General features: G+C 62.5%; 14 protein-coding genes. 7 read left to right on the top strand and 7 right to left on the bottom strand.

What is annotated here, in order from left to right; translation table 11 throughout:
• Window positions 1–93: 93 nt before the first annotated feature.
• The 4 genes from IFT99_RS23485 to mnmC all read right to left on the bottom strand — a co-directional run bounded on the left by IFT99_RS23485 (window position 94) and on the right by mnmC (window position 6,516).
• Window positions 94–1,212, bottom strand: coding sequence for a lipocalin-like domain-containing protein (locus IFT99_RS23485; protein ID WP_192135466.1), 1,119 nt, complete (start codon window positions 1,210–1,212; stop codon window positions 94–96).
• Window positions 1,202–3,682 carry an FtsX-like permease family protein gene (locus IFT99_RS23480; RefSeq protein WP_192135464.1) on the bottom strand — a complete coding sequence of 827 codons (2,481 nt, stop codon included), beginning with the start codon at window positions 3,680–3,682 and terminating at the stop codon, window positions 1,202–1,204. Before IFT99_RS23480 ends, IFT99_RS23485 begins: the two co-directional genes overlap by 11 nt.
• Window position 3,683: 1 nt before the next feature.
• Entirely contained in the window at window positions 3,684–4,352 is a 669-nt protein-coding gene (locus IFT99_RS23475) for an ABC transporter ATP-binding protein (protein WP_065986903.1), read from the bottom strand.
• 148 nt (window positions 4,353–4,500) lie between these two features.
• A complete protein-coding gene (gene mnmC / locus IFT99_RS23470; protein WP_192135462.1) occupies window positions 4,501–6,516 on the bottom strand; it encodes a bifunctional tRNA (5-methylaminomethyl-2-thiouridine)(34)-methyltransferase MnmD/FAD-dependent 5-carboxymethylaminomethyl-2-thiouridine(34) oxidoreductase MnmC in 2,016 nt (671 codons plus the stop codon).
• A 136-nt stretch (window positions 6,517–6,652) separates the two neighbouring features.
• Here mnmC and IFT99_RS23465 point away from each other — a divergent pair, with 136 nt between their 5' ends.
• Window positions 6,653–10,951, top strand: coding sequence for a dermonecrotic toxin domain-containing protein (locus IFT99_RS23465; RefSeq protein ID WP_192135460.1), 4,299 nt, complete (start codon window positions 6,653–6,655; stop codon window positions 10,949–10,951).
• A gap of 156 nt (window positions 10,952–11,107) precedes the next feature.
• Window positions 11,108–12,610, top strand: a complete 1,503-nt coding sequence (gene pap, locus IFT99_RS23460) for a polyphosphate:AMP phosphotransferase (RefSeq protein ID WP_065986909.1) — start codon at window positions 11,108–11,110, stop codon at window positions 12,608–12,610.
• A gap of 75 nt (window positions 12,611–12,685) precedes the next feature.
• Here pap and IFT99_RS23455 read toward each other — a convergent pair whose 3' ends face one another.
• Window positions 12,686–13,273 carry a UPF0149 family protein gene (locus IFT99_RS23455; RefSeq protein WP_192135458.1) on the bottom strand — a complete coding sequence of 196 codons (588 nt, stop codon included), beginning with the start codon at window positions 13,271–13,273 and terminating at the stop codon, window positions 12,686–12,688.
• 210 nt (window positions 13,274–13,483) lie between these two features.
• Between IFT99_RS23455 and recQ the strand changes: the two genes are divergently transcribed.
• The 5 genes from recQ to IFT99_RS23430 all read left to right on the top strand — a co-directional run bounded on the left by recQ (window position 13,484) and on the right by IFT99_RS23430 (window position 19,949).
• The gene (gene recQ / locus IFT99_RS23450) at window positions 13,484–15,610 is read left to right on the top strand and encodes a DNA helicase RecQ (protein WP_192135456.1); all 2,127 of its coding nucleotides are present in this window, start codon (window positions 13,484–13,486) and stop codon (window positions 15,608–15,610) included.
• A 182-nt stretch (window positions 15,611–15,792) separates the two neighbouring features.
• Window positions 15,793–16,227: a MarR family transcriptional regulator gene (locus tag IFT99_RS23445; protein ID WP_065986915.1), complete on the top strand. Its 435-nt coding sequence runs from the start codon at window positions 15,793–15,795 to the stop codon at window positions 16,225–16,227.
• Between the two features lie 143 nt (window positions 16,228–16,370).
• A complete protein-coding gene (locus tag IFT99_RS23440) occupies window positions 16,371–18,710 on the top strand; it encodes a FimV/HubP family polar landmark protein (RefSeq protein ID WP_192135454.1) in 2,340 nt (779 codons plus the stop codon).
• A gap of 3 nt (window positions 18,711–18,713) precedes the next feature.
• Window positions 18,714–19,010, top strand: coding sequence for a SelT/SelW/SelH family protein (locus tag IFT99_RS23435; protein ID WP_065986919.1), 297 nt, complete (start codon window positions 18,714–18,716; stop codon window positions 19,008–19,010).
• Window positions 19,011–19,130: 120 nt separating this feature from the next.
• Window positions 19,131–19,949 carry a UDP-2,3-diacylglucosamine diphosphatase gene (locus tag IFT99_RS23430; protein WP_065986920.1) on the top strand — a complete coding sequence of 273 codons (819 nt, stop codon included), beginning with the start codon at window positions 19,131–19,133 and terminating at the stop codon, window positions 19,947–19,949.
• A 64-nt stretch (window positions 19,950–20,013) separates the two neighbouring features.
• Here the strand turns inward: IFT99_RS23430 and IFT99_RS23425 are convergent, their stop codons facing one another.
• Together IFT99_RS23425 and IFT99_RS23420 are read right to left on the bottom strand one after the other, a co-directional pair.
• Window positions 20,014–20,325, bottom strand: a complete 312-nt coding sequence (locus tag IFT99_RS23425) for an Mpo1-like protein (protein ID WP_192135453.1) — start codon at window positions 20,323–20,325, stop codon at window positions 20,014–20,016.
• Between the two features lie 106 nt (window positions 20,326–20,431).
• Entirely contained in the window at window positions 20,432–21,886 is a 1,455-nt protein-coding gene (locus IFT99_RS23420; protein ID WP_065986924.1) for a TrkH family potassium uptake protein, read from the bottom strand.
• Between the last annotated feature and the right edge of the window lie 140 nt (window positions 21,887–22,026).

Raw genomic sequence — 22,026 nt, 5'->3', positions numbered from 1 at the left:
GGGTTGGGCTATCGGGTTCACTGTCCGATTCTTTGTTTATCGGCAGCGACGAAGAAACTTTAGAGGCTTATCAGGGTCTGTCGCGGCGGCGTGTCAGTAGCCCGTCATCTCCAGATACCCCACGCCCTCGTGGCTGCCGCTTATAGTCACCGGTCCCTCCCAGTAGGGAATTTGCAAGTTCATCCACGCCTGTGGGTTGAGCGCTTCGACGGCGATGTCCACGGCCTTGGACGGGATTTTCACCGACCAGCGTGTGGGCATGTCGCGGCCTTCAACGTCAGTGGTGTCTTCGGGTGCCAGCGCTATGTCTGCCGCCGCCAGTTGTTCGGTGCTGCCGTCGGCGTTGATCCACGTCCCGGTCAGGTACGGCTCGCCGTCCTTCTGCCGCATGCGGTAGAGCATGACTTCGGCACCATCCCCCAGGTGCAGCGAGAACCAGTCCCAACCCGTTTGATTATCGGTGAGCGGCTGACTGCTCCACTCCCGATCCAGCCATGCAGGCCCGGACACCTGGTAGGTTTTGCCGTCGATCTCGATGCTGCCATTCGCCTGAAAGAACGGCTGGCTGTAGTAGTACGACGCTTGCCCCTGCTCGGACTTCTGGCTAAAGCCCTGTTTACCTTGCAGCACCAAAGGCTTGGTGGCTTTCAGGCGCAGGCGGTAGTTGAACTGTGGCCCGCTGGCCTGCAGCTGCATATCCGCCAGCGGGTCATCGCTGGCGGACTGGCTGGTGAAGGACCAGTCGTCGATCCAGGCCGCGAACGGCGCCAGTGTCACGCCGGCCTGCTGCACGCCGCCACGGGCATAGCGTTCCGCTGCGAAGTGCTCGTCCTGGGAGGTCACCGCCGCGTGTCCCATCCACAGGTTGCGGTTGCTCCATCCAGCCCCATCGCCCTGCAGACCTTTTGCGCGGGGCAGGGCGTTGCGAAACAGCGTCCATTGCACGCCGAACGACTGGCCGTCGGCATCCTTCAGATTGGCGGTGACGTACCACCACTCGATGCGGAAATCAGCGTGGGGGCCGTGATCGTCGGGAAACTCGAACCGCTTGCCCGGCGTTACCCGTGCGTAACTTGAGGCGTCGTCGGCAAGGCCGGCGAAGCCTTTTTCTTCTTCGGGTTTGTCGTCGCAGCCGCTCAGCAGCAGACCGAGCATCAGCAGGGCGACGATCTGCAGGCGAACGGTGATCAGGGGCAGGGCTTTAACCTTCATTGGCGAAAGTCCTCAGCAAATCAGCGGGGCGGGTGCGGTACAGGCGGTAGAGCGGCCAGGCCGACGCCAGCAGTGTGGCGAGCATTGCCAGCAGCGTCAGGCGCACCAGCTGCATAGGGAACACTTGCAGTGGCAGGCGCCAACCGAACGCTTGCACGTTGATCACGGCGTCCAGGCACCAGGCCAGCAACAGCCCCAGCGGAATTGCGAGCACCAGTGTCAGCACCGCCAGAAGCCAGGTCTGCGCCAGATTAAGCAGCATCAATTGCTGCCGCGTCACACCCAGCGCCCATAACGGCGCCAGTTGCGCGAGGCGGCTTTGGCTCTGGGTCAGCAGACTGATGAACAAGGCAACTCCGGCCACCATCAACGTCAGGCTGTTCAACGCAGCCGTGGCGGCGAATGTGCGTTCGAAGACTTGTTGCGACCAGGCCTTGAGCTGGATCTGATCGACGATGCGGTTGTCGTCGATGGTGAATTTGTTGTGCAGCACCCGCAGCAGTTGCGGGATGGCGCGGGGATCGATGCGCAGATTGAAGCGGTTGGGTGTCAGCTGCGGCCAATGCTTGAGAAGGTGCTCGGCGTTCACCAGCACGTGGCCCTTGGGATTGCCGTAATCGGCATAAATGCCAACGACGCGCAGCGGCCACGGCCCGTCGGGCGCGGGCAGTTTTACTTCATCGCCAACGCTGACGTCCAGGCGGCGGGCCAGTTGTTCGCTGAGCATCAGCGTGTCTTCCTGCGCCAGTTGCTTCCAGGCATCACCGCTTGCCGACTCCAGCAGCGGCCAGTGCTGGCGGTAGTGCGGATGATCGATCACCCCATACAGCTCGGCCGGCCAGCCCTTCAGTTGCAACGAAACCTGCCAGTTGGGCAGCACGGCCGACGTCAGCGGCTGCTGGCTCAGCCATTGCTGCAGCGGCGCGGCTTGCGCCGGGTTCTGCGGATTGATGTACAGCTCGGCGCTGAGGCGTTGTTCCAGCCAGTGGGTGAACGTCTGGCGGAAGCCCGACGTCATGCTGCCCGCGCCGATGTTTGCTGCCATTGCCAGCAGCAAGGCCATCAGCGCCAGGCTCAGGGCCGGCAATTGCTGCCGGCAGTCAGCGAGAAACCACTGACCCAGCACCGAACGGCTCCTGCCCAGCAGTGCGTCGAGCAGCAGATTAAGCAGCACCGGCAGCCCCAGCGCCGCGCTCAACAACAGGCTCGCCATCAGCACGAAGCCCAGTGCCAGGCTGTCGCCAAACAGCGCGGCCGATATGGCAATCAACGCCGATATTCCGGCCACCCAGCCCTGGCGTCGCAGCCATTTGGAATGGGTTTCATGCCACGCCTGGGCATTGGCCAGCGCCAGCAAAGGCAGGCGCGCAGCACGCAGCAGGCTGCTGGCCCCCGCGAGAAATGCGCCGAGCAGACTGACGCCCAGACCGCTCAGCCACCACCAGACGCTAAGGTTCAGGTGGCCGGCGACTTCAGCGCCGTACAGCCCGCGCAGACTCGCCGCCACGTCCGGCAACAGCGCGCTCGCCAGCCAGTAACCGCTGATGACACCTGCTATGCCGCCGAGCAGGGCCAGCACGCCGAGCTCGACCACCAGACTCACCATCAACCCGCGTGCGCTGACCCCGCAGGCGCGCAGGTTGCGCAGCAGCCCGCGACGCTGTTCCAGCGCGAGACCAATGGCGGCATGGACGATGAACAGTCCGACCACGAACGAAAGGAAACCCAGTGCGTCGAGGTTCAGGTGGAAGCTTTCGGTAAGCCTGCCCAGATCGTTGTCTTCGCCACTTTTGCGCAGCACCAGCTCGCCATTCAGCTCGGCCGGCAGGGCGGGGGCGTTATCCGCAAAGTCCTTTGGCAGCACCAGCCGCGAGATCTGATCCGGCTGGTTGAGCAGTTGCTGAGCGAAGCCTATGTCCATGAGCAGTACGCCCGGCGCCATGTCGGTTTTCGCGCGCAATGGCGGCAGTACCTTTCCGGAGTCGGTGACCGGCTGCTGGCCTTCATGGAGACCGAGGGCGGCAAGGGTCTGCGGTGAAATCCAGGTGGTGCCGGGAGGGGTGAAGAAGTCGACGATCTGCGCGGTGTCCAGGGATTGCCCTGCCAGCGCGGTGTTCACCGGCAGCGAGACCGGCTCGATGCCGAGCACGGTCAGACGTTGCTCCGGCGCCTCTTTGAGGGCGACGCGCCCGCGCAGTGCGGGAGAGACCGGCCATCCGGCCCGGCGCAGGGTTACGAACAGGTCCTGGGAAAAGTTGGCGCCGTTGGGCGAGACCAGAATCTTCTGCGGCTCGCCGCCGATCATCTGGCTGGCCTTGGCGTAGCTTTCACGGGCCTGACTGTTCAGCGCCTGCACCCCGGTCAGCAGGCTGGTTGCCAGCCACAGGCCGGTCAGCACGCTGAAAAACTGCACGGGGTGGCGCCGCCAGTGGCTCAGCAGCGCTTTCAAGGTCCAGTAGAAGACAGGCATTTCAGCGTTCGCCTTCGCTGACCAGACGACCCAGGTGCAGCACGGCCTGACGCTGCAATCGTGCCGCCACCCTCGGGCTGTGGGTGACCATCAACAGGCTGGTGGTGCTGTCGGCCAGAAGGTCCAGCAGCAGTTGCAGCACTTCATCGCTCGTGGCTTCGTCAAGGTTGCCGGTGGGTTCGTCAGCGAGCAGCAGGGCGGGGCGCGAAGCAAGGGCGCGTCCGATCGCAACGCGCTGTTGCTGGCCGCCCGAGAGTTGTTCGGGATAGCGCCTGAGCAGCGCGCCCAGGCCCAGCCGCTCAGTCAGTTCGGCCTGCCATTCAGGCTGGTAGCGCCCGGCCAGACGCGCCTGAAATGCCAGGTTGTCTTCTACCTTCAGACTGCCGATCAGGTTGAACTGCTGGAACACCAGACCGACTTCCGTGCGCCGCCAGTTGGCCAGTTGCGCCTCGTTCATCTGATCCAGACGCTGTCCGGCAATCTCGATGCTGCCCGTGTCCACATTGTCCAGCCCGGCCACCAGATGCAGAAGCGTGCTCTTGCCGCTGCCCGACTCACCCATCAACGCGAGGCTGCCACCCTGATCCAGTTGCAGGTCCGCGCCACGCAAAACGGCCAAAGGGCCCTGGGCCGTGGCATAGCTCTTGAACACACCCTGGACTTGCAGCATCGACACGCACCTGATTGAAGGGATGGGCTGGAGGATAACGGTTTGACCGGAGCCGATGTAGCCGGCGAAGCAGTGGATCTTCGGCAGGACAAAGAAGTTGCGTCGGATAGCGATGACGGGCGCGGGACACCCGATACCGCAGGCTTTGCTATTTCCCGCGAATCAGCCCTCGCAGCGCGAACCGATTGGGATGACAGGCTTCGGCCACGGTTCGCGGCAGGGGCAAGGGTTCGTTATCCAGCCAGGCGGCGATCAGTTCGCCGGACAGCGGCGCAGTGATAAGGCCGCGTGAACCGTGACCGCTGTTGACATACAAACCGTCCAGCCATGGGCATTCGGTATCCGGCGTCTGGCGCGCGTCCTTGCGCAGCACGGCGTACGTCTCAAGGAATGCCGCCCGGTCCGCCAGTGGCCCGACAATGGGCAGGTAATCCGGGCTGGTGCAGCGAAATGCGGCGCGACCTTGCAGGTCCTCGGCGGGCAAACCATTGGCGTTCAGCCGCTCGGTCAGGTCCTCGGAGATTTCCCGCAGCAGCTCGAGATTGCCGAGATGTTCGGCCGTACTCGGCGTCAGGTCATCGCTGTTGAAGGCGAAGCTTGCGCCCAGCGTGTGTTCGTCGCCGCGTGCAGGCGCCACGTAACCCTCGGCGCAGACGACAGTCTTCAAGGCCTGGCTTTCGGGCGTGGCAGCCAGTCGGGTGATTTGCCCCCGAATACGCTTGAGTGGAAGGTCAGCGCTGGCCGGGAAGCGTTTGATCTCGGCCGCGCCCGCCAACACGACGACTGGAGCAGAAGCCAGCAGACGCTCGCCATCCCACGCCTGCCACAGCGGCCCGTCCCGCCGCAGCTCGATCGCATCGTTGTGAGTCAGCAGCTTGATGTTGCTTGCGCTGGCCTGATCACGACACAACGCCGGTGGGTGCACCCAGCCGCCTTGTGGGTAAAACAAGCCGCCGCTCTTCAACACGATACCGGCCCGCAACTCGGCGTCAGCCCGGTCCAGTACATGCAGCAGATCGTCGGGGAACGCCTCAGCCAGTTGCGCCTGACGCGCCTGCTCTTTGTCGTCGAAGGCCAGTTGCAGCACGCCGCAATCGTCCCAGTCGATGCCCCGTTGCAGGCGCTCCAGCAAGCGTCGGGTGTGACCGAACCCGCTCAGGATCAGCTGCGACAACGCAGTGCCATGGGCCGACAGTTTCAGGTAAAGCACGCCTTGTGGATTGCCCGATGCTTCTTGCGCCAGATCACCATGGCGCTCCAGAAGACTGACGTGCCAACCGCGCGCCGCCAGGCTCGCCGCCGTGGCGCACCCGGCCAGCCCTGCGCCAATCACCAATGCTGTGCGAGGGGTGTCTGGTGAACGGGGCAGTAGACGTGGCAGGGAACTGGGCCGGGCAAACCAGGGCTTGGCGCGCGGAGGCGTTGGCACGTCTTCAGGCCATGCGATGAAGCGGCCTTTGAGTACCTCCCACTTATGCCCGATGCCCGGCACGCGCTTCATTTTGAAACCGGCTGCGTTCAGTGCCCGGCGCACCCAGCCGGTGCTGGTAAAAGTGCCGATGGTCGAGCCCGGTGCCGCCAGCCGTGCCAGCTCGGCGAATAGCTCGGGTGTCCACATTTCCGGGTTTTTCGCGGGCGCGAAACCGTCGAGAAACCAGGCGTCGATCTGTCCGTCGAGTTGCGGCAGCATGTCCAGCGCGTCACCGATCAGCAAGGTCAGCGTGACGCGCCCGCCATCGAACACCAACCGCTGAAAGCCCTGATGCACCGCCACGTACCGGCCCAGCAATTGATCCGCCAGCACCTTGAGCTCGGGCCACAAATTCAGCGCGCGCTCCAGATCAGCACGGCTCAGCGGGTATTTTTCGACGCTGACGAAATGCAGCCGTGCATCTGCGACTGCGTTGGCGTGGAACAGCTGCCAGGCGCACAGGAAATTCAGCCCGGTGCCAAAGCCGGTCTCACCGATTACCAGCCGCCCGCCCGCCGGCAAAGCGGCAAAGCGTTCGGGCAGCTCGTTCTGGGTCAGGAACACATGGCGGGTTTCATCCAGGCCCGACTGGGTCGAGAAATAGACGTCGGAGAACACCCGCGAATGCGGATTGCCGTGTTCGTCCCAGTCAATCTGGGCGTTGGCGATCTGGGTGTGGTCAGTGGTGATCATGTTCGGCTCGGGGCGGGCAAGGTGGCGATGTTACTCCAGCGTCCGGTGGGCGGTGCACTACATATGTATGCCACTTTGCGGGCGCGTTCCTGTTTATCTATGCGCCTTTGATCACACGCAGAAACAAGGACGTCACATGAACACCGCCAGTCTGGCTCTCACTGCTTCATTCATTCGGAACACGCTGCCGCAATGGTTTATCCAGGCGACGCCGGCGATGCGCGACGCGCTGCGCCGGGACATGACCTTCGCGCAAGCGGCCCGCGAACACCTCAATCAGGTTCTCCTGCGCATTCAGGACTTGCCGTCGTTTGCGGGGCCGTTGCTGACTCAGGCCCTCGACACCGAATTCGGTCCGGGTCTGGATGTCGACCGTGACCACTTCTTTCACGCCAGATTCCAGCGTGACTGGCTGACAGGTCGCGCCTCGCCTCAGGGTTCCAGCACGCGTCCGCTGCTGGCCGCTGCGCTGCAGAATTTCGAAGAGGTCGAAGCGACGGACGCTGATCGCGAAAGCACCTCGGCTATCATTGGCGGCGCGTCGGATGCGCCGGCGGGGACGGAAAACGTTCATCCCTTGGGTGTCAGCCCCGGTCGCTTCATCGAGCTGTGCCGCCGGCTTGATCTGGGCGGCCAGTATCAGCGGCACCTGCACCATGTACTGCACCCCGTCGCGAGGCCGGACGTGCCAGATAGCCTGGACAGCGATGACATCAAGGCGCGCATGATCGAGCACGCCCGTCTGGCCTTGCGGGTCGATTCCCACATCGCACGCCTCAAGGGCTCCATTGATGAGGCCCAGTACCAGATGCTGCTTCAAGTCAATGCCTACGGGCCTGCGGATCAGGTGTCTAGCCTGCAACTGCTGGGCTGCCGGTTGCGCGACGCGTTGGTGTTCAAAGCCGCCGGTCAGACGCGTTGCGTGGTTTACCTGCCAGGCGAGCCTGATGGTGCGATTCAGTCCCATGCATCCCTGGAAGATTTCACACAGGCACTGAGGACCAAACTGCGTTCCGAGGTGTATCAGCGCTACTTTGATCGCTTTATTCCCCAGCGCAGCAAGTCGGCTTTCTTCAAGCGTCTGCACGAACGACTGGCGCCCCATGTCCTGCACAGCGTCGCCCGTGGCGACGGTTTTCACCGACAGCTGATCAGCGTTTCCGAGGTGGATCAGACTGCTTTTCTCGATCTGGAAGCCATCGAGGTGGGCGGCGCATTGGGTGATGTTTTCTACCTGTATCAGATGCTGCGACTGAAGGACGACGCTCGCGTACTCGCGGTCCCTACCGATGACGAGGACCAGAAGACCCGGGAGCAACGCCTCGCTGACTGGCTCGACTACGGCATGGACGCGCTGAATGTTGCCGCGCTGTTCGTTCCCGGTCTGGGTGAAGTCATGATGGTGGTCGCGGGTGCGCAGTTGCTCGACGAGACCTTCGAAGGCATTGAAGCGTGGCGCCATGGTGACATGGATGAGGCGTTGGATCACTTGGGGAGTGTCGCGCAAAACCTGGCATTCATAGGCGCGCTGGGTGCCGCGGGCGCGGCGATGGGCGCAATGGCCGCAGAATCCGCTGGGTCGCAGCCTCCGTCGTTCATCAAACGCAGCCTTCCGGCCCGGGACGCTGCAGGTCGTCTGCGCCTGACTGACGTAGGCACGGCCCTGCGCCGTCTGCACCCCGAACTCGCAGACATCGACGAACCATCCGTCAGCCGGATAATGGCAGTGAGCGGCGTCGACGAAGAGTGTCTGGCCGCATTGCACATCAGTCAGCAACCCGCGCCCGCAGCGCTGATCGACACTGCCAAGCGGTTTCGGCTCAGTCAGCAGGCGGCCGACTCTGCCCAGGCCCTGGACGCGGCATACCTCGCCAGCGAGCAGTCGAACGACCCGCTGATTGCACTGCTGAGACGCGATTTCCCGTCGCTCACCCTGGCTTCCAGCCAGGCTCTGATCGCTGAGGCCGGTGCCGAGCAGCGGCTGGCCATGCTGGACACCCGGCGCATCCCGCTGGAAATGGCCGGAAAGGTACGCGGGCATTTGCGTCAGACCCGCATGAGCCGCGCGCTGGAAGGCTTTTTCCTGACCCCCAGCACCGCCAATGACGATCTTCAGCGCCTGACGTTGCGCAGCCTCGCGACGTTCCCGGGATGGCCCGCCGACGTGCGCATTGAGATACGAAGCGGCGACGCTACCGGTGCGTTACTTGACAGCATCGGCGCCGAAAATGCCACCCGGCAACGTGTGTTGATCAAGGGTGACAAAGGCTTTCAGGTAGAGGCCGCTGAGGCATCGGGGGGAAAAGGCAGTCTGTTTTCCGCGCTGTTGCGCGCGCTGCCCGAGAGCAGTCGCCAGGCGATGGGGCTCAACGACCCGCAGACCGGCGTGCGCGCTTTCAAGCGCCGTGTCTTCAACTGGGTTCGGTCGCAACCGAAATGGGCGGCCGAGCAGTTGGGGCAATGGACGTTACCCACCGAGTTCAGGCCGCCGCAGCGTTTACTGGACGGGCGCATCGGTTATCCACTCAGCGGACGCGGGTTGCCTGTGGCCGAAGGTGCGATTCAACAGCAATTGCTCCAGGCAATGACGCACCTCTATCCGGAGAGTGTCGAGCTGGCGGATCAGCTGCGGGCCATGGCCCGGCGCGGGCGATCACTGGAGCAATTGCTGGCCGCGACGCACGCCCGTGCGGCCGCCTATGACCACCTGCACATGAGCCTGATCGCCTGGGCGGAGGCCGACGATATCAGCGTGCTGCTCAATGACGGTGAACGGCTGGCGCGGCGCCGGGTGGCCAACGTGCTGGGTCGGGCGTGGCGTTACAGCCATGGGGATGCTCCCCGGGGGTCGCGCTGGCTGACGCTGGAGCACCTGGTCATTCCGGAATTGCCGCCGTTGCATAGTTTCTATGCCGACATCACGCAGATCGAGCTCAATAACGTTCAGTTTGATACTTCCGGGGCAAATGCGTTTCTGGCCAACTTTCCGAATGTCACTCACCTGAACGTGCGCGGCAGTTTAGCCGCGCTGCCGGACGGATTGTCTCAGCTGCAATCCCTGCAGCACCTGTCGCTGGAAAATTTGTCGTGGACGCTGGACCAGCCCGCCATGAACACGTTGATGGATATACCTGCGCTGGACTCGCTGAGCCTGGCTGGCAGCCGTCTGGGCGACTTCACCGACACCAGCCGCCTGCGCCTCTCGACCCTGTGGATCAACAACACGGGCCTCACTCAATGGCCGGAATGGACTCATACGCTGGGGCTGGGCGAGCTGGACATCAGTGACAACCACATTACCGAGGTCGCCGCCGAAGTCATCGAGAACCCGCAGGACCATGGCCGCCATACAGTGATCTACGCCTACAACAACCCGTTTACCCACCAGTCGCTCGAGGATTACTGGCGCAACGACACCGGCTACGGTCATCGCTACCAGCTCGACTACGATTTTCCCGAAGACATTCGCGAGATCCACGTCGAAGGCGCGCCGATGGACACAGAGTCCGAGGTATCGGATGACGAAGGCGAGTCTCATGGCCACCGCGCCGGTGCAAGCGCCGGTGCTGCCAGACCCTCCGCTCAGGTGTGGTTGCGCCCGGGTGAGGATGTGCTGAATCAGCGGTTGCTCGCGGCGTGGACTCAGGTTGAACACGCCGCCGACGCGCCTCATCTGCTGGTGCTGTTGCAGCGGCTGAGAGAAACCCCGGATTTCCGCCAGTTCCACGCCGAGCTTGCCAGTGAGGTGCTCACCGTTCTGGAAACGGCCGCGCAGGATGCGGTGTTGCGCGGGCAGATCGAGGTCATGGCCAACGACCGTCTGTTTGGCGCCAACCAGACCTGTCAGGACGGGGCACGGCTGATCTTCAGTGATATTCAAGTGGCGGTATACAGCCATGGATCGCTGCGGGATGTCGCAGAAAGTCAGCGCACGGACGCGTTGCTGGGGGTGATTCGTCAGCTCTTTCGCCTCAACGAAGTGCAGGCGATCGCGGATGCGGAGATTGCCCGGCGCGAAAGTCTGGGGATGGCGCTGGATCATGCCGAGGTGCGACTGGCGTACCGGGTCGGACTGGCGGACGACCTCGGGCTGCCCGGTCAGCCTTACCGGATGGTCTGGGCGCGCCTGGCAGCGGTTGACCGTGGTGCGTTGCTGGAGGCTCGGGGTCGTGTGCTGGAAGCAGAGCGTGGCCCGGCTTTTCTGCAGTTTGCCGTCGACAATCAACAGTGGAACGCGCGACTGCGATCCGGCCACGAGTCAGCCCTCGCGTCGGCCACCGCGTCAGTGCGCGCGCGCATGGCAGCGCTGGAAGAACATCCGCCAGCTGATCCCGACGAGTACCACCGACAAGGTCTGGCACTCATCGCCGAGCGCGATGGGGCTGAAGCACTGATGCTCAGACAGTTGACGGATCTGTACCGCGCGGGCTGGTAATTGGCTGAACGAGGTGGCGCCGCGCGGTGCTGCCTCGTTTCTCCTGCAACCGAATGTTTCCCGCAGCAGTGATCCATCGCAGCGGTTGGCGGTCATAACCTGCATCGGCGCTGCCTGCCGCCTGCTAGTCTTGACCGATCCTGAAGGGAGCCTTGAATGTTCGAATCCGCTGAAATCGGCCACACCATCGACGACGAAACCTACGACGCTGAAGTCCCGGCCCTGCGCGAAGCGCTGCTGGAGGCTCAGTACGAACTGCATGAGCAAGGCAAGCGCCAGATCATCGTATTGATCAATGGCATCGAAGGCGCCGGCAAGGGCGAGACCGTCAAGTTGCTCAACGACTGGATGGACCCGCGCTACATCGAAGTGCGCACCTTCGATCAACAAACCGATGAAGAACTGGCCCATCCACCGGTCTGGCGCTACTGGCGCCAGTTGCCGCCGAAGGGCCGGATCGGCGTGTTTTTCGGGAACTGGTACAGCCAGATGATCCAGGGCCGGGTGCACAAGCAGTTCAAGGACCCGGTGCTGGATCAGGCCATCAACGGCGCCGAGCGACTGGAAAAGATGCTGGTCGACGAAGGCGCTGTGATTTTCAAATTCTGGTTTCATCTGTCCAAGCGGCAGATGAAGCTGCGCCTCAAAACCCTCAAGGATGACCCGCTGCACAGTTGGCGCATCAGCCCGCTGGACTGGCAGCAGTCGAAGACCTACGACCGCTTCGTGCGTTTTGGCGAGCGCGTGCTGCGCCGAACCAGTCGCGACTATGCGCCTTGGCACGTCATCGAAGGCGTCGACCCGAACTACCGCAGCCTGACCGTCGGCCGGTTGCTGCTCGAAGGTTTGCAAAACGCCCTGAAGACGCCTGAAGGGGCAACCCACCTTGTCGGACTCGGCCCTTTGCCCAACAACAGCAATGAGCTGAGCCTGCTCGACAACCTCGACATGACCCTGGCGCTGGAAAAAGACGATTACGACGAGCAACTGATCACCGAGCAGGCGCGGCTTTCGGGGCTCATGCGCGACAAACGCATGCGCCGTCACTCATTGGTGGCGGTGTTCGAGGGCAACGATGCAGCGGGCAAGGGCGGTGCTATCAAACGTGTCGCCGGCGCGCTCGATCCAAGGCAGTACCACATCGTGCCGATCGCCGCGCCCAGTCAGGATGAACTGGCTCAGCCTTATCTGTGGCGGTTCTGGCGCCAGATTCCGGCGCGGGGAAAATTCACCGTGTTCGATCGATCATGGTACGGACGGGTGCTGGTCGAGCGGGTCGAAGGCTTCTGCTCCGAGGCTGACTGGTTAAGGGCCTACAGCGAGATCAACGACTTCGAAGAGCAGCTCACCGACTTCGGGGTTGTGGTGGTGAAGTTCTGGCTGGCGATCGACGACAAAACCCAACTGGAGCGTTTTCAGGCGAGGGAGAAGGTACCGTTCAAACGCCACAAAATCACCGAGGATGACTGGCGTAACCGCAGCAAGTGGCCGCTGTATCGCGAGGCAGTGAGTGACATGGTGGATCGCACCAGCACTGAAATCGCGCCGTGGACGCTGGTCGAGGCCAACGACAAACGCTGGGCGCGGGTCAAGGTACTGCGCACGATCAACGAAGCGATCGAGGCGGCATTCAAGAAGAGTGACAAGAAACACAAGTAGCGGGGAAGGGGGCGTACGAGCCGGCGTCGGCTCGTACGTTTCTCCTGCGCTAACGCCGAGACTTGATGGTCGGGCTTAGTGATGGCGCGGCTTGAGGATAGCCGGCTTTTCATCCGGGGCTTGCAGCAGCAGGTACAGCGCGGTCAGCGCTTCCGGGATCTGCACGATCATGTCGTCCATCAGGTTGGCGTCAGCGGCGATGTCGGCGAACTCTGGCTGTTCATCGAACAGACCGGAACCGACCATGATCGGCAGCAGCATCTCGCTGACTTCCTCTTCGTCGTTCTCGAACCAGGCCGACTCGCGCAGGAACACGCCTTCCATAAAACCGATGCACCAGCCACGCAGCTCGGAGTCATCGGGGTCATCGCCCAGGTCCAGATCGCACGGCAATTCGAACTCCTCGTCCGATGCCAGCTGGCGAGCGATGTGCGCCTTGAGCTGGATCAGGGTGGATTCGATTTCCTCGTGTTGCGCCTCATCGGCGTAGTGCGGAGGCTCGGCGAACAGTGCGTCGATCCACTCGCGATCAGGAACGGTTTCGGCGCAAATGGACAGCGCGGTGAGATAGCCGTGGGCGGCTACGTAGTCCAGCGCTTCGTCATGCAGCTCATCGGCATCGAGGAAGGCTTGCAGGCGGTGTAATTGCTCAGCGAAGGACATTGACAGACTACCTTGGGAATAAACGATGCTGAATTCTAGGCCCTGAGGGCGCCCGGCGCCAGCGGCGAGGCCACTGGAATCGGTATTCCGGTAAATTTCGACCGCCGGTGTCACCGCGGTCCAATCTGTCGGAGCGCTCCGGTATACTGCCGCGCTTTGCGATTTCCACAGCGATTCTCGACCGCTGTTGCGGCACCATCCGGGGTATTTATGCTCGACCAGGCTCAACGCGTACTTAAAGACATCTTCGGCTACGACAGCTTCCGTGGTCGCCAGGGTGCCATTATCGAGCGCGTGGCCAGTGGCGGTGATGCATTGGTGCTGATGCCCACCGGCGGCGGCAAATCCCTGTGTTTCCAGGTGCCGGGCCTGTTGCGCGACGGCCTTGCGGTCGTGGTTTCGCCGCTCATCGCGCTGATGGACGATCAGGTGGCAACGCTGGAAGAACTCGGTGTTTCAGCCGCCGCACTGAACTCCACGCTCAGCGCCGAGCAGCAGCGCGACCTCGCTAACCGCATTCGTCTGGGCGAAATCAAGATGCTGTATCTGGCACCGGAACGTCTGGTCCAGCCGCGCATGCTGTCGTTTCTGCAAAACCTCAAGATCGCCCTGTTCGCCATCGACGAAGCCCACTGTGTGTCGCAATGGGGTCATGATTTCCGTCCTGAATACCTGCAGCTGGGCCAACTGGCCGAGCTGTTTCCGGACGTGCCGCGTATCGCCCTGACCGCCACAGCCGACAAGCGCACCCGTGAAGAGATCGTCGAGCGTCTGCACCTGCAGAACGCCGAGCGCTTTTTATCGAGCTTCGACCGCCCGAATATTTTTTACCGCATCGTGCCCAAGGAACAGCCACGCAAGCAGTTGCTGGCATTTCTGTCCGAGCGGCGCAGCGACGCCGGCATCGTGTATTGCCTGTCGCGCAAGAAGGTCGAAGAGACCGCGGCGTTCCTCAGCGACAACGGTTACCCGGCCCTGCCGTACCACGCCGGCTTGCCCATCGAGACCCGCTCCGGCAATCAACGGCGCTTCCTTAATGAGGAAGGCCTGATCATGGTCGCCACGATCGCGTTCGGCATGGGCATCGACAAGCCCAACGTGCGCTTCGTGGCGCACATGGATCTGCCCAAATCGCTGGAAGCCTATTACCAGGAGACTGGCCGGGCAGGGCGGGACGGTCTGCCGGCCGATGCGTGGATGGCGTACGGTCTGCAAGACGTTTTAATGCTCAAGCAGATGCTGCAGAACTCCGAAGGCGACGAGCGTCACAAGCGCGTCGAGCAGCACAAGCTCGACGCCATGCTGGCGCTGTGTGAAGAAACCCGCTGCCGGCGTCAGTCGCTGCTCGCCTACTTCGACGAAATCATGCCCAACCCTTGCGGGCACTGTGACAACTGCGTCGACGGCGTGCAGACCTGGGACGCCACCGAACCCGCGAGACAGGCGCTTTCAGCGATCTATCGAACCGGCCAGCGCTACGGCGTCGGCCATCTGGTCGACGTGTTGCTGGGCAAGGAAAACGACAAGGTTCAAAGCTTCGGTCATCAGAAGCTGGCGGTGTTCGGTGTCGGCAAGAGCCGCAGCGAAGGCGAATGGCGTTCATTGTTCCGACAGCTGGTGGCGCGAGGTCTGGCCGACATCGATCTGGAAGGCTACGGCGGTCTGCGCCTGAGTGACACCTGCCGACCGCTGTTGCGTGGCGAAGTCACCTTGCAGCTGCGCCGTGACCTGAAGCCGCAGACCACCGCGAAAGCCTCCGGCAGCCCGGCGAGTCAGCTGGTGCGCGGCGAAGAGCGCGAGCAGTGGGAAGCGCTGCGTGCTTTGCGGCGCAAGCTGGCCGAAGAACATGGCGTGCCGCCTTACGTCATCTTTCCGGATTCGACCCTGCTGGAAATGCTCCGCAGCCAGCCGGTGACCATGGCCGAAATGGGCCGGGTCAGCGGTGTGGGCGCTCGCAAGCTGGAGCGTTACGGCGAGGCGTTCCTCGAAGTGCTCGGCGGTGCAGCACCGGCGCCGCGTGTCGTCACCGATGTACGGCACGAACTCATCAGCCTCGCCCGCGCCGGTATGACGCCGATGCAAATCGCCGGGCAACTGCAGTGCTCGGAGAAGAACGTCTACACGATGCTCGCCGAGGCGATTGGCAAACAGCAGCTTTCCCTGGATCAGGCGCTGGATTTGCCCGAGGACCTGATGACCGAGATTCAGGATGCGTTTCTCGACGGCGAAGGCGAGCTGCCCCCCGTTGCCGCCATTGCCGAACTGTTTACCGGGCGCGTACCCGAGGGCGTGCTGTATTGTGTGCGGGCGGCGTTGCAGTCGGAGTTTGAGGTCTGACCCGTCGCAACTTCGGCAGGCAGCACACTCAAATAATCCCAAGCAACCCAAAGGCATACCCGCCGCATCCCGGCACCTCCTCGCCGCTGCGACGAATCACCACGCCCGGGCGCTTGCCTCATCACGGACTCCATGGTTAGCTGCCTATTAATTAGGATTCGCCTTTAACCATCGAGTTACCTATGCCGTTAACCGAAGAACATCGCTTTGGCATGCAACTGGCCCATATGTCCCGGGGATGGCGCGCGGAGCTGGATCGCCGGCTGGCTGATCTGGGATTGTCCCAGGCGCGCTGGCTGGTGTTACTGCATCTGGCTCGTTTCAAAACGCCACCCACCCAGCGCGAACTCGCCCAGAGCGTGGGCGTTGAAGGCCCGACCCTGGCCCGTCTGCTGGACAGCCTGGAAAATCAGGGACTGGTGCTTCGGCAGGCGGTGCTCGAAGATCGTCGGGCGAAAAAGATCGTCCTCTGTGACACCGCGCGTCCGCTGATCGAGAAAATCGAAACCATCGCCACCGCCTTGCGCCACGAGTTGTTTGCCGGCATCGACGAAGAAGAATTGCTCATGTGCATGCGCGTTCATTCGAAAATCCTCGCCAATCTCGAAAAATCCTGAAAACCGCGCGAACGCCTGCGACAAATACATTGATGCGGGCGAAACATCCTGTTCTATTTGCACCCATACTGATGCTGCCCGGATGACGTGTCCGGGCATACCGAATGTGCAGGGAAGCCTGCCTCGTCTTCGAAAGGGTTCGCATGCTGAAGAGTTTTCAGGCCGGTAGTCGTCGTGAAGGGGGTGCGCCTCTTCGCGTTCAGTCGGGTCTTCGTTCGGGTTTGCTCGTCATCGGGCTCGCCTCGGCCGCGTTGCTGCACAGCTCCGTGGCGGCTGCGCTGGGTCTGGGCGATATCAGCCTGCATTCTGCGTTGGGGCAACCCTTTAACGCCGATGTCGAATTGATTGAAGCGGGTGGGATGAGTCCCGAGGAAATCGTCGTCGGGCTCGCGCCGCCCGAAGCCTTTGCCAAGGCTGGCGTGGAGCGCGTGTTCTTTCTCAACGACCTGCGTTTCACTCCGGTGATCCGTGGCAACCGCAGCGTGATTCACATCGAATCCCACAAGGCGGTCACCGAGCCGTATCTGAATTTCCTCGTCAGGCTGGTACGGCCGAACGGCGACCAGCTGCATGAATACACCGTGCTGCTTGATCCGCCGACATCGCCGACCGGGCTCGCCGCGACGCGCAGCCGTACTCAATCGCCAGCGGCCAGCGCGAAGAATGATGATTCGCGTCTGCCGGTCGCGCCGCCCCAGGCTCGACAGGGCAAGCACTACACGGTCGTGTCCGGCGACACGCTGGCGGGTATTGCCCGGCAGGTACAGGCGCCGGGCAGCAAGACCTCTTCTGCCGAGTTGATAAAAGGCGTGGTGGCGCTCAATCCGCAAGCGTTTCCCAATGGTGAGCGCAGCCAGTTGAAGGTCGGTCAGAGCCTGTTGCTGCCGGACAACGCCGTTGAACCGAAGACCGCCAATGGGTCTGCTGCAGGCAGCGGCACCTCAGCCGCAGCCTCCGCCCCGACGCCTGCCTCGGCGAAGCAGAACGCCAGCGATCAGTTGTCGGCGGCGGCGCTGGAAAACCAGCAGTTGAACAACACGCTGGACGACCTCAAGCAGCAAGTCCAGACATCCACCGTCGAAGAGGCCGACAAGGACAAGCAGATCATCGAACTGCAGACCCAACTCGCCGAACTCAAGGCCCAATCGGCCAAGCCTGTGGCGGCGCCAGTTGCTCCCGCCCCCTCGACGGTGGCGACGACTCCAGCGGAGACGACGGCGGCAACGCCGGCTGCACCCGCTCCGGTAGCCACTCCCGTACAAGCGCCGGTGCCGGTTGCCGCCGAGGATGACTTCCCCTGGACGTCGGTTCTGGCAGCGCTGTTGGTGATATTGCTGCTCCTCGCGCTGGCTTGGTCTGTGCGCCGCAACCGGATCAAAAATCAGCTGGCCCTCGAGCCTGTGCCGGCGGAACCGGTGGTCAGGTCTGCGGCCACGGTCACCCCGGTCTTCGAAGTGCCGGCGGTCACCCCGGCGCGTCCGGCTTCGTCAGCACCTGCCGGCCAACGTCTGGCCGGTGCCGCCACTGACGCCCTGGATGGCGCGAGCATTTACATCGCCTACGGTCGCTTCGCCGAAGCACTGGCCATCCTGCGGGATGCGTTGGGCAAACAGCCCGAGCGCACCGATGTTCGCCTGCGCATTCTCGAACTGCTTGGCGAGCAGGGCGACATCGATGCATATGACGAAGAAGAACGCGTGCTCCTGAGTCAGGGCGTCGACGCGCAGAAGCTTCAGGATATTCGCAATCGTTACCCGAAACTGAAGCCCGAGCCCGTGGTGCCCGCAGCGCCGTCCGCGCCAGTCGCGTCGCCAGCCATGACCTCGGCCGCAGCCTCCGCCGCGGCCTTGGGGGCTGCCGCGGTGCTGGCCAGCCAAACAGCCTCGGCCAGTCAGGCATCAGAAGAGCCGCCGGCGCTCAGCCTGACGGAACCCACCCAGTTGGACGAAAATGCGGCCGCATCACTGAACCCGGTCGACCCTGCCGACGATTTCCAGCTCAATCTCGACGACCTCTCCATGGACGCCGACTGGGATCTGGTTGATCCGTTCGACAGCACGCCCGCCCCGCGCAAGCCCGCGCCTGTACTCGAAGCCGAACCTGAACTCGACACTTCATTCTCGTCCGACCTCACGCAGCTGCCCGAGGTGTTCGAGATGCCCGATGAGCAGTTCCTCAGCGACTTCGCCGAAGAGGAAACGCCGCCGGAAATGGACGTTCAGTTCGAAGCCGGTCCGGCAGTCATTGTGCAGAGCAACAGCGATCTGCTGGACGACGCTTTTCTCGACAGTTTCATGATCGAGGAGGGCGGCTTCGATCTGCTGAGTCTGGACGAAGAGCCGCTGAGCAAGATCAATGAGGCGCAGGTGCTGATCGATGAAGGCAATGTCGACGAGGCCCGTCGGCTGTTGCAGGAAGTGATCGACGGCTCCGACGACGGCCCGCAGCAAACCGCCCGTGATTTGCTGGCAGGGTTGGGCTGACCGATGTCTGCCAAGCCTGAAATCACCATCACCTACTGCACACAGTGCCAATGGCTGTTGCGCGCCGCCTGGCTGGCTCAGGAATTATTGAGCACCTTCACCGATGATCTCGGCAAGGTGTCATTGATCCCCGGCACCGGCGGTGTATTCCGCATCACCTGCGACGACGTGCAGATCTGGGAGCGCAAGGCCGACGGCGGGTTTCCCGAGGCCAAGGTGCTCAAGCAGCGCGTGCGTGACCAGATCGATCCGGCCCGGGACCTGGGGCACAACGATCGTCACGCCGGCCTGGATACCTGAGCGCGCATCGGGTCTGGGAAAGTGTTAATCGATATGTCGTGTCATCAAAGCTAAACACCGCCGTCATGTTCATATCACCGACCACGTCCACGCTTGGGAAAACCAAAGTGGAGGTGGTCCATGAGCATTGCCGAGAGCGTGAAACCCAGTCGTAAACAACGTGTCCGGACCTTGTGGATCTCTGACGTGCATCTGGGAACCCGCGACTGCCAGGCCGAACACCTCTCCGGATTTCTCAAGCAATACCACGCCGACAAGGTGTACCTGGTGGGCGACATCATCGACGGCTGGAAGATGCGCGGCGGCATGTACTGGCCGCAAGCCCACACCAACGTCATCCGCCGTCTGCTGACCATGAGCAAGCGCGGCACCGAAGTCATTTACGTCACCGGCAACCACGACGAATTCCTGCGCCGCTATTCAAAACTCATTCTAGGCAACATCCAACTGGTCGATGAAGCTGTGCATCTGACCGCCGATGGTCGTCGTCTGCTGGTGATCCACGGTGACCAGTTCGACGTCATTACGCGCTACCACCGCTGGCTGGCGTTTCTTGGCGATTCGGCCTACGAATTCACCCTGACCCTCAACCGCTGGCTCAACCACTGGCGCGCCAAATACGGCTACGGCTATTGGTCGCTGTCGGCGTATCTGAAGCACAAGGTCAAGACTGCGGTGAATTTCATCAGCGATTTCGAGGAAGCCATCGCCCATGAGTGCGTCAAGCGCGGTCTGGACGGGGTGGTGTGCGGGCACATTCACCACGCCGAAATCCGTCAGGTGGGCGGCGTGGAATACCTCAACTGCGGCGACTGGGTGGAGTCCTGCACGGCGTTGATCGAGCACTGGGATGGCACGATCGAGCTGTTCCGGTTGGCCGATGCCCACGTCAAAGCCAAGAGCCCGGAAACAGCGCAGCCCGTGGGCGAGACGGTCTGAGCAGGCAGCTTTTACTCAAACCGTGGTGCAGCAAGGCGTCATGCGCGACGCCGACGAGTGCCGGTCAAAACGGTACTTTGCCCCTGAGCATGTCTGCGTACATGACGAAATCGCCGAGCAGGCTGTAGAGCGGATGCTTGAACGTGGCCGGACGGTTCTTCTCGAAAAAGAAGTGGCCGATCCAGGCGAAGGTGTAGCCCGCCAAGGGCAGTACCCACAACAATGTCCAGTGAGCGCTGAGCACGGCGAATGCCAGAATCAGGATGACCAGACTCGTGCCGATGAAATGCAAGCGTCGGCACGTGCTGTCCCGATGTTCGTGCAGATAATACGGATAGAAGTCTTCGAATCGGTCGAAACGCTTCACTGTTTCCACAAGGCTATGCTCCGGGCAGGGTATTGGTTGAGCTTAGTCCAGCCCCCACTGCCCGCCGCGACATTTCTCGGGGCTGCGCAGCTGACGTTGCCCGGCCCGCAGTGTTCTAGTGCCGCCAGAACGCCGGTATGCACAGCACCAGCACCGTGATGATTTCCAGCCGACCGAGCAGCATGCCCAGCGACAGAATCCACTTGGCGGCATCCGGCAGCGTCGAGAAATTACCCGCCGGCCCGATGGTTTCACCGAGCCCCGGCCCCACCCCTGACACGGTGCTGGCGGCGCCCGTCAGCGCAGTCATCCAGTCCAGCCCCAGCAGCGACAGCATCAGCGCGATCAGGCAGATGGTGAAGGTGAAGAAAAACGAGAAGGTCAGAATCGAACGCACGATCTCGTCGTCCAGCCGGTGACCGTTGTACTTCTGCTTGATCACCGCGCGCGGGTGGATCAGCTGGTGCAGGTTGGCGCGCAGCAGGATGTAGGCGACCTGAAAGCGGAAGATCTTCACGCCGCCCGCCGTTGACCCTGAGCATCCCCCGATGAACCCCAGGTAGAAAAACAGCATCAGCGCGAAGTTGCCCCACAGGCTGTAGTCCCCCAGGGCGAAACCAGTGGTCGTCACCACCGAGGTCACGTTCAGTGCGACATGGCGCAACGCGTCGTACCACGGCAGATCGGTCGTCGCCCAGTACCAGGCGGTCATCACCAGCCACATCACCAGCAGCAGGACGAGAAAACCCTGCACCTGTTGATCCTTGAGCAGCGCCCCGCGATTGCCCCGCAGCGTCGCCACATAGAGGGTGAACGGCAGGGCGCCGAGGATCATCACCACGATGGCCACCCAATGCACGGCGGGCTGCGGCCATTTCGCCAGTGACTGATCCGAGGTGGAGAACCCTCCGGTCGATATCGCCGACATCGCGTGATTGATGGCGTCGAACAGGCTCATGCCCGCCCACCAGAACGCCAGCGTGCCCAGCACGGTGATGCCGAGGTAAACAAGCACGATGAATTTGGCGACCATGTGCGAACGCGGCATGACTTTTTCGGAACGGTCCGACGACTCGGTCTGAAACAGGCGCATACCGCCGATGCGCAGCAGCGGGAGAATCGCCACGGCCATGCCGATGAAGCCGATGCCGCCGAGCCAGTGCAGCAGCGATCGCCAGATCAGGATGCCGGGGGACATGGTGTCTAGGCCGCTGAGCACGGTGGAGCCCGTCGCGGTGATGCCGGACATGCTTTCGAAGAAGGAGTCGGTGTAGCTGATGTGTTGGGTGAGCAGAAACGGCAGCGCCGCGAAGATGCAGACGATGACCCAGCTGCTGACCGTCAGCAGGTACATGTCCCGGGGCCGCAGGTGTACGTGTTCAGGTCGGCCCTGGCCCACCAGCGCCAGCCCGGACACGAAGGTAATCAGGCTCGACCACAGAAACGACGGCATGTCGGCGGTGCGGTGGAAGATCATCAGGGTGATCATCGGCACGACCATGGCGATGGCCAGGGTAATCAGGAAGATGCCGATAATGAAACCGATGATGCGGAGAGTCGGCAACGCCATGCAGTCGCTCTGATCAGGTAGTGAGAGGGCGGCCATTCTACTCGCGAGCCCGTTGGTGTAAACCGAGGCATTTCCGAGAGTGTTGTAAGTAATTGCCCCGGTTAATCGTTATTGAAGTTCAAGACTGCACCGAGGGCACT

It is taken from the genome of Pseudomonas sp. CFBP 8772 (assembly GCF_014841665.1).
GTDB lineage: Bacteria > Pseudomonadota > Gammaproteobacteria > Pseudomonadales > Pseudomonadaceae > Aquipseudomonas > Aquipseudomonas graminis_B.
This window is presented reverse-complemented; position numbering and strand designations above follow the sequence as displayed.

What these genes read in the sequence shown, in the direction of transcription:
- pap (WP_065986909.1), top strand. Translation starts at nt 11,108, where the DNA reads ATGTTCGAATCCGCTGAAATCGGCCACACCATCGACGACGAAACCTAC.
- IFT99_RS23455 (WP_192135458.1), bottom strand. Translation starts at nt 13,273, where the DNA reads ATGTCCTTCGCTGAGCAATTACACCGCCTGCAAGCCTTCCTCGATGCC.
- recQ (WP_192135456.1), top strand. Translation starts at nt 13,484, where the DNA reads ATGCTCGACCAGGCTCAACGCGTACTTAAAGACATCTTCGGCTACGAC.
- mnmC (WP_192135462.1), bottom strand. Translation starts at nt 6,516, where the DNA reads ATGATCACCACTGACCACACCCAGATCGCCAACGCCCAGATTGACTGG.
- IFT99_RS23435 (WP_065986919.1), top strand. Translation starts at nt 18,714, where the DNA reads ATGTCTGCCAAGCCTGAAATCACCATCACCTACTGCACACAGTGCCAA.
- IFT99_RS23475 (WP_065986903.1), bottom strand. Translation starts at nt 4,352, where the DNA reads ATGCTGCAAGTCCAGGGTGTGTTCAAGAGCTATGCCACGGCCCAGGGC.
- IFT99_RS23445 (WP_065986915.1), top strand. Translation starts at nt 15,793, where the DNA reads ATGCCGTTAACCGAAGAACATCGCTTTGGCATGCAACTGGCCCATATG.
- IFT99_RS23480 (WP_192135464.1), bottom strand. Translation starts at nt 3,682, where the DNA reads ATGCCTGTCTTCTACTGGACCTTGAAAGCGCTGCTGAGCCACTGGCGG.
- IFT99_RS23440 (WP_192135454.1), top strand. Translation starts at nt 16,371, where the DNA reads ATGCTGAAGAGTTTTCAGGCCGGTAGTCGTCGTGAAGGGGGTGCGCCT.
- IFT99_RS23430 (WP_065986920.1), top strand. Translation starts at nt 19,131, where the DNA reads ATGAGCATTGCCGAGAGCGTGAAACCCAGTCGTAAACAACGTGTCCGG.
- IFT99_RS23465 (WP_192135460.1), top strand. Translation starts at nt 6,653, where the DNA reads ATGAACACCGCCAGTCTGGCTCTCACTGCTTCATTCATTCGGAACACG.
- IFT99_RS23485 (WP_192135466.1), bottom strand. Translation starts at nt 1,212, where the DNA reads ATGAAGGTTAAAGCCCTGCCCCTGATCACCGTTCGCCTGCAGATCGTC.
- IFT99_RS23420 (WP_065986924.1), bottom strand. Translation starts at nt 21,886, where the DNA reads ATGGCGTTGCCGACTCTCCGCATCATCGGTTTCATTATCGGCATCTTC.